Raw genomic sequence first — 17,786 nt, forward strand, 5'->3', positions numbered from 1 at the left:
ATTGACAAGTACGTAAATTAAAATTAGAATGTTTTACGGAAATCCTCAAAAACAATTGTTTTTTTCAATTATGCTTACTTAGGTCGCTTTTTTCTAAACACCGGTTAATGGAAGTAACATCTTAATTTTTAAAATTTTAATTTGTACGCCAAATCAAATGTAGCAATTTCAGCATACGCTCCATGTATTTTTTCCTTTTTTGACATCAATAAAACTCAAAACCATTGTATATAAAATAGCTTCTCTCTTGGCTCTATTGAGTACTATTTCGTTACTTATAATCTATGTCATATCACTCGTTATCGACGCTAAATGAGGTTTTTTAGTCTCAAGATCTGTCTACTATATACTAATTTATTGAACCCTTTCTTTATGAAAAACAAGTGGGTTTATGATAGAATAAATTCTATTCCAATCATCTGTACTCTCTAGACTAGATAAAATGAAATCTGCTAGCTGACTATCTGATAAATTACTTAGGTTAGTTTTTACTAGACGTGGAATTCGAGAAGGGTCACTAGCTATCTCTAATATTTTTTTAATATTATCTACTAGTCCCAAATGAATAACTTGTGGTTTTATATTCTTGTTGTTTTGTTCCCAAACCATTTTTATATTTCCATCTATAAATAGAAGTGCTTTATATCTATAGTTTTCTCCTAAGTTTTGAGTGGATTGAATGTATGCTTTATTCTTTTTGTGTTCTAGTAAAGGTTCTAAAATTAAATCAAAAAATTTGCTGCTATTACTAACATCAGAAGCTACCTTTTCAATTGAGTAAGAAGAATTAAATTTCCTGCTCAAATATAATTGAGGAGTAAAACTTTTATCTTCATATTCTTTTCTCAGATTTTTATATAAAGTATAATTTACCTTATCAGATATAGATATTAAACTGTATTTGTAAAAATCCTCTTCAACACTTATTAACTCTCCAATTATTACTTCATCTGCTTCTATTTTCAAGTACACTTTATTTGATGGATTCCCAAAGTCTTTTACTATCGCGTTATTTTTAATAGACTCATTTTCTATTAGCTTATAAATAAAGTGATTAAAATATAATGAATTATTCGTTTCAAGTTCTTTTTTTACTGTTTCAAGATTAGAGGTGTTCACACCTAACTTATCTGCTATATCAGATTTCTTTTGAAAATAAGAAAAAGAAGTAGGGTTTAGATTGATATCCCCAATAGCAACATTTTCAGTAATAAAAAAGTCAATTGCTTCTTTATTATTCCATAGTTGTAACTCAATCTTAGGTTTTGAAATTTGGGCGTTTATAAAATATGGAGTCCCCCCAGATTGAATCATTTCATTTAAATATATCTGTAAACGCCTGTATACATTGTATTTATTGATATCCTTTTTAACCTTAGTAAGAAATTCAGCATCACTTATATCAGCAGAGTAAACGTCTTTAAATGATAGTTTGAGATTTGTTATATTAATTTTTTCAAAAACTACACCTGTTGATTTAGAGATAAGACTTCCGTATTCTTTTTGAGTAGCTTTATCAATATTGCTTTTATCTTCAAACTCGACAAAGAAATTTGAATTCTGATTTGGTACATATGTTATAGCATTCTTCTCAAAAATCAAGTAACCAGAATTAAAATTATTATTAGCAATTTTATCTATAATATTTTGAGCCGAATTCTTTATCAGAATGTTTTTGTCAATGCTTTTCTTTTTATATTTCAATTCAGGAAAGAGATTAGTATCAATATTGTCTACAACTGAATTTATATATCGATTTTGAATAAATTTTTTATAGCTACTTAAATCATTTTTAGAATTTATTTTTGCGATTTTCACATCTAAGGAATCGAAATGTTTAATATTATAATTCGTTTCAGAAACGAATACGAGATGGCTATTATCTGGCGTTTGACTTATTTCTCTTTTAATACTTTTTTCATCACCTACACTGGATTTGTACTTTTCATTTTCCCCTAAAGCTTTTACTGCAGTATTCTCGTCTTTGAAAGGTTTTATTATTGAAACCTCATAAGTGATAATGTTTTTAGCTACTATTGAGAGTTTTTTATTTGCTAAGTTTAAATCATTCAAACCTTTATTTTTGAATTTAGAGAGTATTTTTGATCTAACAAAATCATCCTCATTGTTCAATTTTTTAATGATATTATTCTTCACAAAGCTTTTAAGTTTTTCTGGGTCAACGCTCAAGAATGCGTAAGCATCAGAATTTTTATAAATAATATTAATATTATAAATATTTGGGTTAATTTTTTCCGTTTCTAAAGATGAAAAATTGCTTTCAAGTTTATTACTTGTGGGAACATCCTTTTTTGAAAAAGATAGAATGTTAATTTTATAATGAAACAGCTTATTTAGTAATAAGCTGTCTGAGTAAATCACACTATACCCTTTATCCACTAATTTATCTATACGACTTACTTGAAAAATATTATTTATGTGTTGATTTATAGGTGCTGTTAATCCTTCTATTTTATATCCAGTGGAACTTACTCTTGTTCTTGTGTCATAGATACAGCTATAGTTTCCAAAATCTTCAGGTAAGTTGTTTCCATAAACTCTAAGCCAATTACTTGTTTTAAATAATTCTTCTCTAATAGTTCTGTACTTTGTTCGGCATTTAATCTTAAACGGTCCTATTTTCCAGCAATCACTATATTTTTTTTGTCTAGCTATAATGGTCTGAATATGTTTTAAGTCTATTTGTTTTTCTTTTGAATTCTGTATCTTAAGAATAGAATTATTAACATTATTGTCTCCATTATCTAACTCGGTAATCTCAAACGCTTTTTTTTCATTATCACCATTACCTTCTTTACCTCCATCATCCTCTCCACTCATATCAAGATTAATCTTTACTTCTAAAGAGGGCTTATCAAACCCAATATTTAATCCTGAGAAGTCTAATTTAATTTTTGAAGCATCAATTTTGGCTTTTAGCGATAAGTCAAAATCCAAGAGACCTAAGATAAGATCTTTAATATCATCTCCATCTAAACCATAGGGAGAGGGAATATTTATCCCTAAATTAATTCCTAATAACTCAATGTTTACTTTAGTATTTTTGGGTTTTACTTTCATTATAATAGCTCCAGTGTTAAAGTCTACACCTAGTATTTCAAATTTAGATTTCAAATTCAAGCCTAACTCAGCATTATTTAGTGCTGAAAGCGGATTTATTGGTTTCATTTTAGTTTTTCCTTCAACACCAAAATCTCCAATTGGAAGATTACATTTAGCTTCAAACTCCAACGCTAAAAAATCTTTCTTTGAATAGTTACATAATAGTCTTGCATCAGCAGAAATCACATTGAGCAAATCAACTTTCCCATTTGCACGCAAAATTCTGTTTTTTCCATCAAATTCGACACTAGCATTAAATTCTAAAATCTCACGCATTTTCCCAACAGTACTTTGATCCATTTTAAAGTATAAATTCTTTAAACTTCCTTCGCTAACACCTTGCATAACTGGCATAAAATTTAGAAGAACAAGCTCAGAGTTTGATCTAAAATCTCCTACGTTTTTGTATGAGAAACCTATCTCTCCGTATAATTTTACAAGCTTAGCAGTTTCTCTAGCTGATTCAGATACCCCAACAGTCATAAAGGCATTAGTACTTATTTCAGATTGCTTAAAATCTAATTTAAATGTAGGGTCTAAAATTACAAGCGGACCAGCTTGAAAAGCTCCTTTAATTTCAATTTCGGGATCGAAAGTGAAGTCAAATTTATCCTTTGTAAGGGTAAAATTAATAGGTGGAATAGGCAATGCATCAATGTTGAATTTTATATTTCCTTCAAATCTGATTGGATTAAATTTTAATATTCCATTAATTTTATCTGTATTAATATCTGGAAGAAAAGAGAGCAGCATTTTTTCATCATATTTTATATTCTTAAACTCAGGAATAAATTTTCCTGATTCCTTAAGGCTTACTTCACATTTAAATTTAATATTCTTATGTAAGTTTACTTCTGCAGAAAAAAGAAGTTCTACTCCTTCTTTTAGTTTAAGATCTTCGAGTTTAGTAAGTTTGATACCTCGTTGATCTCCAAAATTAATATCAAAAGGCAAAAAACCTTTTGTTTTGTTAATACCCTCTTTTAGTTTGTCTTCAATAATTCCAGAGAGTTCTAATCCTTCTATTGAGGGTGGTTTACCAGAAAATGGATCAATTTTTATTAATGATACTTTTTCATTTATCTTCAAAGTTGGAATGGTAAGCCATAAATCTATTATAAAATTTCCATCTTCAATTTTAGGGTTTTTAAGTTTATAGTACTCTCCTTTAGGCAGTATCTTTTTGATTCTGGATATTAATAATTTCTCAACCTCTTTCTTTGGATAGTCTATAAGCTTTAACTTGTTGTTTTTTAAACCAAACTTAAATTTAAGATGCTCATACCCTTTCTGAGTGACAACTGCATCTATTACTGGGTTTTTCAAATCACAATCACTCTCTATTTTAATAGGTAAACCAAATAAACTATCTAACGAATTCTTTAAAGATTCACAATCTATATTTTTACTTATTTCTTCTAACAGAAAATTTTTAGCATATGACTCTAAATACTTTTTATTTAGTTTAATGTCTAAACCTTCTTGATTGATAATAGCCGTGCCAAGGTTGCCAATATTAATTATTGATACATCAAATTTAATGTACTTTTTAACTAAATCAACATTCGCATTTGTTATCGACACTTTATTCTGTATCCCTAAGGCAGTATTCTTTAGTTCCTCCTCTGTCTTAAATTCTAAACTATTTATAGTAGTAGAAATCAAAGAATCAATTTTAGGCTTTAAAAAAACCGATATATCAATTTTATCAATATTTACTTTTAAAAATGCTTTATCATTTTTAAACCCTGTATTAAATTCAAGTTTTGTTTTGTATACATCTTTTACCTCAGGAAATTTTGAAACAAATATCTCGTAACCCACAGGTTTAATGATAAAAGAGCCTGAAATACCTTCTCCGATTTCATCGGAGCTAACAGATATTGATTCAATAGCCTCAATTGGAAGGTAATTGTTAATTGAAGACCTTGGCTTTTCGTATATTTTTAAATGCATTTCTACTTTTTGAGCTATACTATTTGCTATTGATTTTTGTAATTGTTTTTTAAAATCAATAGTATCCTCAACTTTGATTTTATTTATGTCTATCACAATGGTTTTAGTAGAGTCGATATCATTTAAAATGGTTTTTAAAAAATCTTGAGGTTGCCATTTAAAGAATAATTTGGCTTGCAGGGTACTATCCAGGCTGACATCTGATAACGTAATACCTAAGGATTTTGAAAGTTGAAGTTTATTTACAAATTCTTGAGCTATTTTGATATCAGTATTGAACTTAGGCCAAATAGTACTTGAAGTAATCGTAGGTTTATTTATACTAATATATTCAACTGTTCCACCGTGATTAGTTTTAAATTTATAATTACCATTCTTATTTGTTTTAAGCTTTATGTCCTTTACAGTTAAACCAGTTGGTATTTCTACTTGAAAATTCTGAAGAGCTGTTTCTAAAAGAAATTTATTATTTTCTATTTGATTTTTTAATAAGACTCTAAGTGATTTAATTGAATCATTTTTTTGTTTTTGTGTAAGTTTATTATCAATATTTACTAATTTGATTTTTTCTTTAGTTACTTCATTAAGTAGTTTTTCTGCATCCGAGAAAATATTAATTTTTCTATTTATTGAATTATTCTTACTAGATATATTTGGTTTATATACTATACTAACCATTCCATCGGCTATTATTGACTCTTTAGAATTTAAAAGGTTTGGAGCTATTTGTGTGCTAAATCGAATTCTTGTCCATACAGTGTTATTATTATCTTTAATATCAACAAATTCTGAGCTTAACCCTTTTTTAGGTTGATTAAAAAAATTAATTCCTTTTTTTAATTGCTTGTTAAACTTTAGATTAATAGAGTCTAAATAAGTCCCATGTTCACTAGCGTTTTTATTGATTAATTCTCTGCTAAATTTATTTATTATTCCCTCTATCTTATTTTGATTTTCTTTTAATTGCTTAATTACATTATTACAGTCTGTTTTACCCTTAGATCTGAGACATTCTTTTAACCTTCTGTTTTCTACTAATAGTTCTTTTAAATTTTCAGGGTAAGGAATATTAAATTTTAAAAGAAGTTTTGACTCTGAAACCTCTTCAAATAATTTGATAAGCCTATTTAAGCTTTTGATTTTAACGTAAGCTTTACAGAATAATTCAATATTATCAGAATCTGAATTGAATTTCCAGTTATCCATTAAAGAAGGGATTTCTGAATGAATTTCATGTAGAACTAATAATACTATATTATACTCTCCACCTATATTTTTTATTTCTTTTCCAGATTGCTCATTTAAAATTTTTAAGTCTTCCTCATAATTTTTTCTTATACCATCTTTTGATGTTAAATATTTTGCTAGTTTTACATCTCCATTTAAAAACATTTTTTTTGAGGCTTTCCAGTTTGAATGAAGACCATCTAATGAACTTACCACATATTGAACAAGTGAAGTACTGTTAATTTCATTCAGTAATGTATTGAAAATTGGGTCTGTTTGATTAGTGAAATTATCCTTTTCATTACTTAAACTACTATCCAAGTTAACTAGAGAATACTTTAAGCGTTCCTGAAAAAGATATAAAGCTTGAAATTCTTTAATATTTGTAATTGGTTTAAACTCTAATAGTGCCTCTTTTGATTGCAGGTTTTTAACTCCCAAATTTTGATTGATAGGGAAAATGAAAAAAATAATTAATAAGAGAATATTACTTTTCATCGATTATGTCTTTAAGTCGCCTTTGACTATGCTCTCCAATTTTTAGAATATTTATTTTACTGGATATTTTGTTATCAATATCTAATGTCTTTAGCTTATGGGTTATTGAAATGGAATTAACATCTATTTCTTTCGTCAATTCCTCTTTACTATTTGAATAATTATTTAAACCTAATTTATTGGTATTATAATACAAAACACCCACTGTATAATCATTAAGTGATTCTCCATGAGTAGGAACATAAATCGTATAAGTATCAATTAAATTATTTTCAAAAACTTTCTGAGGACCTAAAACATAAACACTGTAATTAGGTTCTGTTTCAAATTCGATTAATCCAGTTTCTTTACTTCTTACAATCCCTTGTCCATCATTCTTTGTATATATCACAGCGTTTGAATTGTTAATATAAAACTTCAATTCAGCACCATTTAATATTTGAATATTCTGAGCGCTCACTTCTATAGTATATTCAAAGAAGTTTCTAGGATATGCCTGACCTTTAGAACTTTTATCTTGACTATATGCTATAATTACCATTAATACAGCAGAAGAACATAGAAAAGCTGTTAGCATATCTAGAAAACCAATCCTTAAAGTTTTAGTATTGCTCATTTACAATCAATAAAAGGTTTTTTTGTTACAAGTTCATTTTGATCTTTAATATTGAATTCTACTCTTATACTTTCACTAGTACAAGTGAAATTCTCGTTGTACGCTTTATATCCATTGAATTTATCTTTTTTGTTGGTTAATAATGAAGATGCTTCAATAATTGCGGTTCTAATAACTCCATTTTGGAATACTGGATCTGTTAATTTGAATTCTATATTATTCTGATCATTGATGTGATATCCTAGGAATTGAATTTTATTTTTAAAAAATATTACTCTCTGATCTTTTTTATCATCTATGTTCGTCCATTCGAAGCCCTGATTATTTTTTCTGAATTTTTCTTTGTAATTATTTAATTCTTTCGTTGATAGTTCCGCTATTTCAACAATCTTTATGGATGTCATTTTTCCTTTAATCTTTTCGGAGGGAATAGGAAGATTAATATCATTACCCGCACTACTGTTAATCCCAATTTCATCAACATCAGAGTTTGCTAGAGATTTTCCTCCGACTTTTAATGAGAAAATTATAAAAAGTAGAATACAAGCAACAGCTGAATTAAAAAGAAGATCCTGAAACCCTATTTTAGCACTTTCATTCATCTTTGAGCAGTTTTGTATTCTTTATAAGAAATGGATTAAACATTTTGAATAAACTCAAAATCATACCTAGAACAAATGCCATAAGTGTAGTTGTAAAAGCAATGCTTAATGCATTTGTTATATCAGATATAGATAAGGCAGCATTAACGCTACCATTTGCTAGAGGTATTTTATATGCATCACCCAATGCCTTCATTAATCCTAGAATAGTACCAATAAAACCAAAAATAGGAAGAGAGTCTTCTCCCCAAGAGTAAATCAAAGCATACTTATATTTGCTATTATTTTCTGGTTTGTAAGTCAAAATGATATTTAAGCAAAATGTAAATACGATTATCATAATCAATTGCATAATACCATTAAAGACCATTACCCAATCTCTTGCTTTAGACACATTAGAATCATTGCTAATAGCAATTAATAATTTTGAGTAGAAATCCTTAATTTGCTGATATTGCTCTAGACTTTTACCATCAGAAATGGATTCGTATTTATTCTTAATATCGGTATGATTAAACATAATTGAAGTAGTCTCTTCTAACGAGGTGTTTCGCCCCCACAAAGAGGGAAATAAATCTTTTGGAAAAGAGTAAATGAAAATATTTGTTGGGTTCAGCTTAGCATCATTATTAACGTCTTTGCGAGCGTCTTCTAGAAGCTGAACGTACTTTTCGAAGGAACCAGGGCTTCTAGCTAAACTTTTAATTAAAGCTTTCTTTACTTCATTGTCATTATTTTTCAATAATGGATTTGCAGGAGTATTTCCAAAATCTTTATTAAGCTCAAGCAGAGTAGTTATTCCACTATCTTGATTTTTATCATTAAAAACCGAACAAATTGTTGAGGATGCCTTTTTAAAAACATTATCATTTTCGAAATTAGCAAATGATTTATCTTTTGATAAAACCCCAATGTTCTGCAGAATTCTCCAAGTGAGTTTCATTTCAGAAACAGAGTTAAAATAATCATTTTGATTATTGCCTGTCAATAAAACACCTTTTAAAGCAGGGTCTCCATCAAATAAATATTCTTTAAATGTTGCTTCTTCAATAGCGGATTCTAAATTTTCAAATGAAGCCCAAACCAGAGCCCCATAAATAAACCAACCAATTAATAAACTAAGTGATACTTTTTTTATCAATCTAACATTTCGTTTTAAAATTTCAATAATCTTCATAAATGCTCAATTCAATTATTAATTATTCAACTTTTCAATTGCTTTATAAATATAGTAAGGGGTAGAATCTGATTCTCTAATTGGAATTTGAAGATTTATTTTTTGTAATACTACGAGAACAAATGATATACAATCATTTTTATTAATGCCATATTGCATTGTACTATTTTCCCAGCTAAAAACAACATCTTTTATTTTATCATATTGAGATTTATTAATTTCAATTTTAAAAGAAGCTTTGACATCTTCAGGATCTTCACTCATAAGTTCACCTTGAACTATTTTTCCACTTAACCATTGTGGAGTTCCATACTTAATACCTTCCTTAGGAGCAAAACCTCTATATTGAGGAGCTTTGAATACTTTATTACTTTTCATTTCATAGCCAATGAAAATATGACCCAGACTTATTCCAGATATCCCACTTGAAAGATCTCTAGCTCCAATCGTCAAATAGTATTTATCATTTTTTTGAGCAAAAAGAGACAATGAAATCAATAAGAGTATTAGTGTTAAGTTATTTTTAAAATTTAAAGTGTTCTTCATTTTTAAAATTTTAGCATAAAATCTATATAGACTTGATTTTCAATATTCAAGCACATAAATTTAATGAATTAAAAACTAATATTTTATACCTTATAATGGGTATATTTTAAAATGGTTTTTAGGAAAGGTTTTTCATTTAGTTAATTTATAAAAATGGAAATTATTAAAACACTCTGAATTCAGATTGTTTTGAAGGTGGATTCTATTAATGACAAGGCACTAACGAATTAACAATCAACTCCAAATCCTCCTCCAAAAAGTTCGAACTCCTTCTCTCCGACTCCACAAAAACCCTTATAATCAATCGATTATGAGGGTTTTTATTATTATTTAACATTTAGTATTGTTAATTTCTATCTGAAGTAAATAATAACCAACCTACTGTATATTAAATTATTGAGTTAGTCATTTAACTTCCGTATCTTGTTATCAATAAAAACGGAGTTTATGGAAGCATTTAAAGGACAAAATATACTGAGCTTTATAAAAGAATTGCCAGATGATGAAGCCTGTAAGGCTTATTTGGCTAAAATAAAATGGCAAGATGGTTTTAAATGTATGAAATGTGGTCATACAAAAGGTTGTGAAAAATCTGGATATAGGTATCATTGTTATAGTTGTAATCATGTGGAAAGTGCTACAGCAAATACGTTATTTCATAAGGTGAAGTTTGGATTACAAAAAGCATTTTGTGTAGTATTTGAAATGAGTACAAGTAGTAAAAGTGTATCAAGTATTCAGATGGGTAAGCGCTTCAATATTCGACAAGGTACCGCTTGGTTTTTTATGCAAAAAGTTAGAAAAACAATGAAGAGTAGCCAACAATATCCTTTATCAGAATTAGTTCATGTAGATGAATTTACGGTAGGTGGAAAAGAAGAAGGTAAACAAGGTAGAAGCTATGATTCTAAAAAGAAAAAGGCAGTAATAGCAGTAGAACTGAGCAAGAAACATCAAATTAAGCGAGTATATGTAAGGTCTATTGATGATTACTCAGCCAAATCTTTAACACCAATATTTGAAGAACACATAAGTACAACGGCACAAATAGTGACCGATAAATGGAGAGGATATTCACCTTTAAAAAAGGATTATAAAATTGAACAAAAATTTAGTAACAATGGTAAGAATTTTAAGGAATTGCATATTGTAATCATGCAATTGAAATCTTGGTTAAGAGCCATCCCAACTCATGTTAGTAAATGGCATGTCCAAGCTTACTTTGATGAGTTTTGTTTTAGAATTAATCGTTCTCAATTTAAAGAAACTATTTTTCATAAAACTATAGAAAGAATGGTTATTGCAAAACCTATTTATCATAAAAACATTAAACGGATACTAAGTGTGTAACTCAATATATTAATATTTCATTGCGATTCAAATCTGCTGATATATTGAAGCCGTAATCTTTGATAGAACTCGATTCTTAAACTCATCAAATTATTTTAAGTATTTCTTCTAATAATAAACTGATCATAAAGCTGAGAAAATGATGTTTCTACAGGTTTCCTAAATTTTTTGAAAATATATAAATATTCTCTACTGAGTAGTAATTCGTTATCTATGATTTCCGTTCCATCGCCCGCTATTGCTACGGGTTGAGGTTGTTTAATCTCAAAAAATGTCACGCTCTATACTAATGTATCTTATGTTTTTTTGGTTAGAATATTATCATCAATTATATTAGTTTACAGTAAAATATGAAAAATGTATTTTTTTTTCATCGTGCCATAGTTCGTATGTATGTACTCCTTTTTTATAACTATAACCTCTTCTATTTCCCCATCCATTTAAAATTAAGTCCTTAAAATTACTACTACTTGATTCAATTTTTGAAGTTTGTGAATATGTATATCCTTCTGGCGATAACTTTCCCTTTTTTAAAATTTTATTTGAATCAAATATTTTAATTTTAAATTCCATTTCTCTTGACATTGGAAGGGAAGATACATAAGTGATTTTTGGGCGGATATACTTAACACTTGTGTATATTTTATCTCCGTAACTACCACTATCTGGCTTAAAATAAATACCTAAAATAGAAATGTTTTGCTGAGAATTAATTTTATTTCTGAGTGTTACAATTTCTGATTCTAATTTTACCGAAGCTTGTCTTGCAGTTTTTAAATTTTCAGAATACTGATCTTTTAATTTTTGAGTTCCTTGTTTTAGTTCATAATTTTCTGTATCTAAGCTTTCAATTGTATCATATAACCCTATTTTATGAATTTGTTCTTTCTCATACAAATAATACCAATATCCAAAAAGATTTGCAAATACAATTGTTGCTAATAAGAATATTATGCAATGATTTTGATAACTTTTAGTAATTATTGGTGTAATTTCTGGCTTTCCATATTCTGTATTTGGAATATATGATAGTGTACCTTTTTGGTTACAACACGTACTTTTTTTAGAATTAATCCATACCGATTTTAAATATATCGTTTTGCATTTGGCACATACACATACTTCATCTCCAACTTTCAATAGATTCCTGGTTACAGGATCTACACGATGATCCGCTAATATTGAAGGATGTTTTGCCCTATTAATAATTATTGAATTGCTCATTTTTTTCCAAAGAGTCTAAAATTGTATATTCTTGAAGTTTTACAGGATATTGATTCGTATTGATAAACTGAATTTAGATGAATATTATTTTTTTAATATATAGAGTATCTGATTTCGAATTCTAGATATTGTAATAATTAAGGCTTAATTTTACAATAGTTTAATTTGATATTCCCATTGATAGAAATACATATAATGTGTATCTCCAAAATCTGTTCCTTTAATAGAAATAACATTATCAGAAATAGGGTATTCATCAAAATCACTGATAAACGTTAAATCAACATTCCCCTGATGTGTCATATAATATGACCCTTCTGCAATTGAGTAATTAAAATTTAATGTATTTGAACCATCTTTCACAGAATTTTTATATACTTGGCAAACCAAATTATTATTAGCATCGTAAATAAATGCGTTAATATAACCTTCCCCTTTAGCTTCAATCTTGGCAGACTTAAAATAAATTGGTTGATTTACAGTAAAATATATTTTCGCTTGATACTTTCCATAGTCTATAGAATAGTTTTCAATTTCCTCATATTTAACACCTAATATAAAAATTGTCGATGATAAAACATCATTCGCGTTTTCCACTTTAACAGATAATTGCTCTAATTTTTGAGAAGATGAATTCAATCTTTGAGAAGATGAACTTAATTTTCGAGAGGATGAATTTAACTTTTGTTCTAATTCTAGTTTTTCTTTTTCAAGTAAGGATACATCATTAGTTAGACTAAGTATCTTAATATTTAATTCATTGTTTAATTTAGCATTTTTAGAATAAATAGAAGAGTATCTATCTTGTGTTTTCTCATACAAATAATGCCAATATCCAAAAAGAGCTGCAAATACAATTGTTGCTAATAAGAATAGTATGAAATGATTTTGATAACTTTTAGTAATTATTGGTATTGACTCAGATTTTCCGTATTCTTTATTTGGAATATACGATAGTGTTACGTTTTGTCCGCAACAACTTTTCCTTTGAGAATTAATCCATACCGATTTTAAATATACCGTTTTACATTTGGCACATACACATACTTCATCCCCGACTTTCAATAGTTTTTTAGTCACCGGATCCATGCGATGATCCGCCAATATTGAAGGGTGTTTTGATCTATTAATAATTATTGAATTACTCATTTTTTTCCAAAAAGTCTATAGGTGTACTTTCTTGATTGATAATATTAGATTCTAATTTAAGAGAATCAGTTTTATTATTTTGAAATTCTTCAAGATGATATGCGCATTTAAAAACTGATGTTCCAGTATTTTCTTGATTTAATTCTTTATTTGAACTTTCCCTATTCTTCATCACTTTCCCGTTTTGAATCATTTGAAAAATACCATACAACGTCGTAACCATCAGAAGAACTGTTAGTATCAATATTATCAAGTCTTTTTTTTTTGAATTATTCTTTGTTATCTGGATAGCTGAGGCAGGAATATTTAGTTTATCATCTTTCAAAATAAAACCTTTACATTCCAGCGCCTCTTTACCAACAAAAGCTTTCCATATTTGCTTGTGAGGATTTATAACAATGGCATAATGCCAATCTTGATTAAAAAAACGCTGTTGTGTATTCATGTCAGTTCCTGACATAAATACATCCAATCCATTTGGGTGTGTGTGATACCATCCGATAATTTGAATTGTTCCTTTTTCTTGATCATCAATTATTTTATCGGCATCAATCAGCATTTGAGACCAAGTTTCATGCGACATTTCCAAATAAACAGAACTTCCATTTGTGTTTCTCCCAACAACTACTTCTTCAACAATACCAAATTGAACTTCTCGTTCTTCATCAAAAAACACTTGTCCTAATAAAATTCCTCCTTGTTCAATTTTGTTATTTTTGGTGTTGTGATTTCCCCAACTTATGTGATTCCATATTTGCTCTCTAGCTTTTTGGGTAATATAAAAATGTGAGTCAGATTTTAAATGTTCATTTTGAGAAATTATATCTTCATCAATATTAAAATTATAGTGTTCTAGCGTTCTTTTTCCTAGTTTGAAACTTTCATCTTCAACGATATCAAATTTTTTCTTAATCTTAATTTTTTTGCCAGAAACTAGTTCTTGCTCATTTTTAGAATCTAAAACAAACTTTTTCTGATCTCTTTTATGAACCAGATTTGCTACTTGATTCGGATTATTTAAAAAATTATCTGTCGGGAATTCTGAGTTTCCAGATTGAAAACCTTTCAAGTACCAATTGAGCGCTTTTTTATTTACACCTTTTTCTGACTTTATGAAATCTCTGTTGTATGCTAAAGATAAAATCATTCTTTTAACATACGCTACAATCGTTCCTTTCTCTCCTTTATAATCAACCCACTGAACTCTTTGATTCACCAATGGAATATTGTTAGTTTTAAAATGTGGATGAAATGGAATGTTTGGTCCTTTTTTCACAAAGATTTCATAACTAACTTTAGCTTTCGTATGTGATATTTCCAATTCGAAAGCAAAATGATCTTCCAATTCATTTTCAGATATATAACTCTTAATGTCGATTTCGAAGTCAATAATATATTTGTTCTTATATTTTCGTTCTTCTAAATAGTTGATACGATCATGTAGATCGAAGAACAATTTTACTTCTGATATACTTTTTTCTACTTCATCCATATTAGTACTTATTATTTTAAAATATACCCTTTACATTCTTTGGCATCTGTTCCATTGAAAGCTCGCCATATTTGTTTTTGAGGATTGAGAACAATCGCAAATTGCCAATCATTAGCAAACATTTTTTGCTGTGTATTTAAATCTGTTCCTGAAATATAAACTGATAATCTTCCTGGGTGCGTATGATACCAACCAATGATTTGTAACTCTCGATTTTTAGCGTTTTCATTAATTTCATCCAAAGTATCCATCATTGATTTCCATACGTCATGATTTAATTCTAAGTATGTCATAGACCCTTTCGCCATTAATGCGGGAATAGCTTTTTCAACATATCCAACTATTATTTTATTGTTTTCATCCATATAAGAATGTCCAATTAATAATCCTCCTTGCTCTACAGAATTTTGATGTGTGTCTTTACTCCAATCTATATGGTCAAAAATTATTTTCGTAGCTTCAGTTGATATAACTATTTTGTTTGGTACTATTACTTCTTGAATGTTTGAAGCAACCTTTTCAAGTTCTTCACTATAAATGCTGTCATCAAAATTTTCAAGTTTGTATTCAGTAATTATTGAATTAATTTTAAACCTTTTTTCCATAATTAGTTTATATCAAACTTTTTCTTTGGTCGCATGGAAATACTCATTTTTTCTTTTGTTGGATCAGGCAATAATTTATTATCACATGGAAAAATATTTCGCTTTTTATTGGCCATAAACCAAGTATTTGCATCTTCATTTGCTGGACTATCTTCGTTTGTAATGTCTAAATCATATTGAAGTGTTCTTGCCATTCTGACAACATGATGGCCTAACCCTTCGGACATCATCCACGTTCCAAAACACCATTTTCCATCTTCATACCAATTTGGGTGATAAACAAACGGAGTTGTTTCCATTCTAACATCGGGAGCTGCTTTTGGATAATTTGACGGTATTTTCACATTCACGGTATGAACTTCTCTGTATTTAGGTCCTTCACCTATAATCCCTTTAATATTAAGTGTAACTCTGTATTCCTCCACATAGGGAGGAATACCTTTGATAGCTTCCCATGAGATAATATCTCCCTTTATATTGACCATTTCACGGTAGTCATTTTTTAATCTCATATTTCTTATTTCCTGAGGAGTCATATTTATATCTTTAAAATGTTATATTACCAGCATCTGTTGCTGGAATTACTCGTATAGTATCATTATCCTTTACTTCATTTTCTAATAAAGTTTTACCATTCGTTAATTGCCTTCCTCCTTTAATAGCAATATTGTATCCTTCACTACTTGCCGGAACAAATTCATTTGCAATTAATTCGCCTATTACTTCTTGTCCAGTCATGCTATCATCTAATGTTACACTAATGACTCTTCCATCTGTTGGATGCTTAAAATTTACAGTTACGTCTGCCATAATTTTTAGTTTTATTTGATTGTTTTTAAAATTGTTTTATCTATTAGTTTGAAATAGGAATATTTACCCTTATGATTTATAATAGCTATGATATGCATATAAGGAACTCCCAATTCATGCAATGTGAAATTCAATAACTTTTGATTTGTATTTTCTAAATTAAATACTTCTTGCGTAATTTTTTTTGTTTCTAAATTAGTGTTAGTTGATGCATACGATTTTCCTTTTGTTTTACAATTTTCACAAATAAATTCGTCTGCATTTATTCTAAAAGTTGGTCGCATAAAGCTGATTTCAGAAAAACAGGTTCTACATGAAACAGCTTTTATAAAAGCACGATCGCCTCTGAAATCTAGTGAAGCATGTTTACCAGCATACATATCTTGAGATATAAAGGTTAATAAATCTTTTAATTTTGAATGAACATCAAAAGGAATCGTAACTACTTTGGGATAGCTAGCATGTGCATCACAGAGTGGATTTGCTTGTTTTGAAAAAATATCAAAATCATTATTTTTCCCTTGAAAATATATTTTTTTACCGATTGCGACTTTTTCCCCACACAGAAATTTAATTGCTTCTTGTACTTGAATTCCCGATACAATGGCAGAAGTTATTTGTGTCGTAGGCATTTTTTCTTCATCAAATGCTTTGAGTTTTGCTTGATCGCATGAATAACGCTTATTAGCATTTTGCATTTGTTGTGGAGTTAGATTGCATTGGTAACAAGGTTCTTGAGGAGGATTATAAAATTCCACTCGCATTCCCAACTCATACATTCCGCTATCAATCCATGGTGTTTTTGCTAACCAGCATTGTTTATTTATAGACATTCGCGCTTCAACATTATCCAAACAACCTAAAACTAAATCCATTTCTTCATAAATTCCCGTACCAATCTCCCATACTAAATCACCGTGAAACCAATCTACATTGATATCGTCATAAAATGCTAACTCTTTAATACGTTTTGCTGCTACTTCGGCTTTTTTTCTCCCTACGTCATCTTTTCTGAACAATACTGTTCTACTGAGATTAGATGTTGATATGATATCAAAATCAACTATGAAAATATTTCCGATTCCTAGCAATGCTAAATTTTTTAAAGTCTCATTTCCTATGGCTCCTGCACCAACAACCATTACTTTTGCTTTTTTCAATTTTTCCTGACTCCACCATGATATCCGTTCTTGTCTATCTGTTGGATTTTCTTCAATATTGACTGAGCTTTTTATGTTGAATTTTTTCATATTTATTTTTTTACCATGAATACCCACAACCACCTCTTTCTATTGAACAATTCCACTTGTTATTTGATTTTGTGATAGTTTTTTTTGAATTACATTGTTCACAACTCCTAGGACGACTAGCACTTACTATTTTAAATCCTAAATTATTATTTATGATAAAC

At 28.7% G+C, this 17,786-nt stretch carries 13 protein-coding genes and 1 pseudogene; 1 reads left to right on the forward strand and 13 read right to left on the reverse strand.

Translation table 11 applies throughout. The features are described from left to right. Positions 1-354 precede the first annotated feature (354 nt). The 5 genes from IMCC3317_RS08640 to IMCC3317_RS08660 are packed head-to-tail and all read right to left on the reverse strand — an operon-like array spanning position 355 to position 9,745. Complete coding sequence (locus IMCC3317_RS08640) at positions 355-6,804, reverse strand: hypothetical protein (protein ID WP_160129120.1); 6,450 nt, start codon at positions 6,802-6,804, stop codon at positions 355-357. Continuing rightward, positions 6,794-7,420 (reverse strand): hypothetical protein, encoded by a 627-nt coding sequence (locus IMCC3317_RS08645; protein WP_160129121.1) that lies wholly within the window; start codon positions 7,418-7,420, stop codon positions 6,794-6,796. The genes IMCC3317_RS08640 and IMCC3317_RS08645 overlap by 11 nt, the downstream gene beginning before the upstream one ends. Next, the gene (locus tag IMCC3317_RS08650) at positions 7,417-8,022 is read right to left on the reverse strand and encodes a hypothetical protein (RefSeq protein ID WP_160129122.1); all 606 of its coding nucleotides are present in this window, start codon (positions 8,020-8,022) and stop codon (positions 7,417-7,419) included. The genes IMCC3317_RS08645 and IMCC3317_RS08650 overlap by 4 nt, the downstream gene beginning before the upstream one ends. After that, positions 8,015-9,199 (reverse strand): MotA/TolQ/ExbB proton channel family protein, encoded by a 1,185-nt coding sequence (locus tag IMCC3317_RS08655; protein ID WP_160129123.1) that lies wholly within the window; start codon positions 9,197-9,199, stop codon positions 8,015-8,017. The genes IMCC3317_RS08650 and IMCC3317_RS08655 overlap by 8 nt, the downstream gene beginning before the upstream one ends. An 18-nt stretch (positions 9,200-9,217) precedes the next feature. Continuing rightward, positions 9,218-9,745 carry a hypothetical protein gene (locus IMCC3317_RS08660; RefSeq protein ID WP_160129124.1) on the reverse strand — a complete coding sequence of 176 codons (528 nt, stop codon included), beginning with the start codon at positions 9,743-9,745 and terminating at the stop codon, positions 9,218-9,220. A 447-nt stretch (positions 9,746-10,192) separates the two neighbouring features. On the opposite strand from IMCC3317_RS08660, the gene IMCC3317_RS08665 reads away from it, so the two are divergent. Next, positions 10,193-11,095, forward strand: a complete 903-nt coding sequence (locus IMCC3317_RS08665) for an IS1595 family transposase (protein WP_160128951.1) — start codon at positions 10,193-10,195, stop codon at positions 11,093-11,095. A gap of 93 nt (positions 11,096-11,188) precedes the next feature. On the opposite strand, the pseudogene IMCC3317_RS23915 reads toward IMCC3317_RS08665, so the two are convergent. The 8 genes and pseudogenes from IMCC3317_RS23915 to IMCC3317_RS08700 form a co-directional block, all read right to left on the reverse strand. After that, a pseudogene (locus IMCC3317_RS23915) lies at positions 11,189-11,286 on the reverse strand (IS982 family transposase); the annotation flags it as partial. A gap of 142 nt (positions 11,287-11,428) precedes the next feature. Then, positions 11,429-12,319, reverse strand: coding sequence for a hypothetical protein (locus IMCC3317_RS08670; protein ID WP_160129125.1), 891 nt, complete (start codon positions 12,317-12,319; stop codon positions 11,429-11,431). A gap of 150 nt (positions 12,320-12,469) precedes the next feature. After that, positions 12,470-13,468, reverse strand: a complete 999-nt coding sequence (locus IMCC3317_RS08675) for a hypothetical protein (protein WP_160129126.1) — start codon at positions 13,466-13,468, stop codon at positions 12,470-12,472. Beyond that, a complete protein-coding gene (locus IMCC3317_RS08680) occupies positions 13,461-14,960 on the reverse strand; it encodes a Mov34/MPN/PAD-1 family protein (RefSeq protein ID WP_160129127.1) in 1,500 nt (499 codons plus the stop codon). The genes IMCC3317_RS08675 and IMCC3317_RS08680 overlap by 8 nt, the downstream gene beginning before the upstream one ends. Positions 14,961-14,971: 11 nt before the next feature. Next, positions 14,972-15,565, reverse strand: a complete 594-nt coding sequence (locus IMCC3317_RS08685) for a Mov34/MPN/PAD-1 family protein (protein WP_160129128.1) — start codon at positions 15,563-15,565, stop codon at positions 14,972-14,974. A 2-nt stretch (positions 15,566-15,567) separates the two neighbouring features. Beyond that, positions 15,568-16,050 carry a ubiquitin-conjugating enzyme E2 gene (locus tag IMCC3317_RS08690; RefSeq protein ID WP_160129129.1) on the reverse strand — a complete coding sequence of 161 codons (483 nt, stop codon included), beginning with the start codon at positions 16,048-16,050 and terminating at the stop codon, positions 15,568-15,570. 61 nt (positions 16,051-16,111) lie between these two features. Then, a complete protein-coding gene (locus IMCC3317_RS08695) occupies positions 16,112-16,375 on the reverse strand; it encodes a ubiquitin family protein (RefSeq protein WP_160129130.1) in 264 nt (87 codons plus the stop codon). Positions 16,376-16,386: 11 nt separating this feature from the next. Next, a complete protein-coding gene (locus IMCC3317_RS08700) occupies positions 16,387-17,625 on the reverse strand; it encodes a HesA/MoeB/ThiF family protein (protein ID WP_160129131.1) in 1,239 nt (412 codons plus the stop codon). Between the last annotated feature and the right edge of the window lie 161 nt (positions 17,626-17,786).

This window comes from Kordia antarctica (genome assembly GCF_009901525.1).
GTDB lineage: Bacteria > Bacteroidota > Bacteroidia > Flavobacteriales > Flavobacteriaceae > Kordia > Kordia antarctica.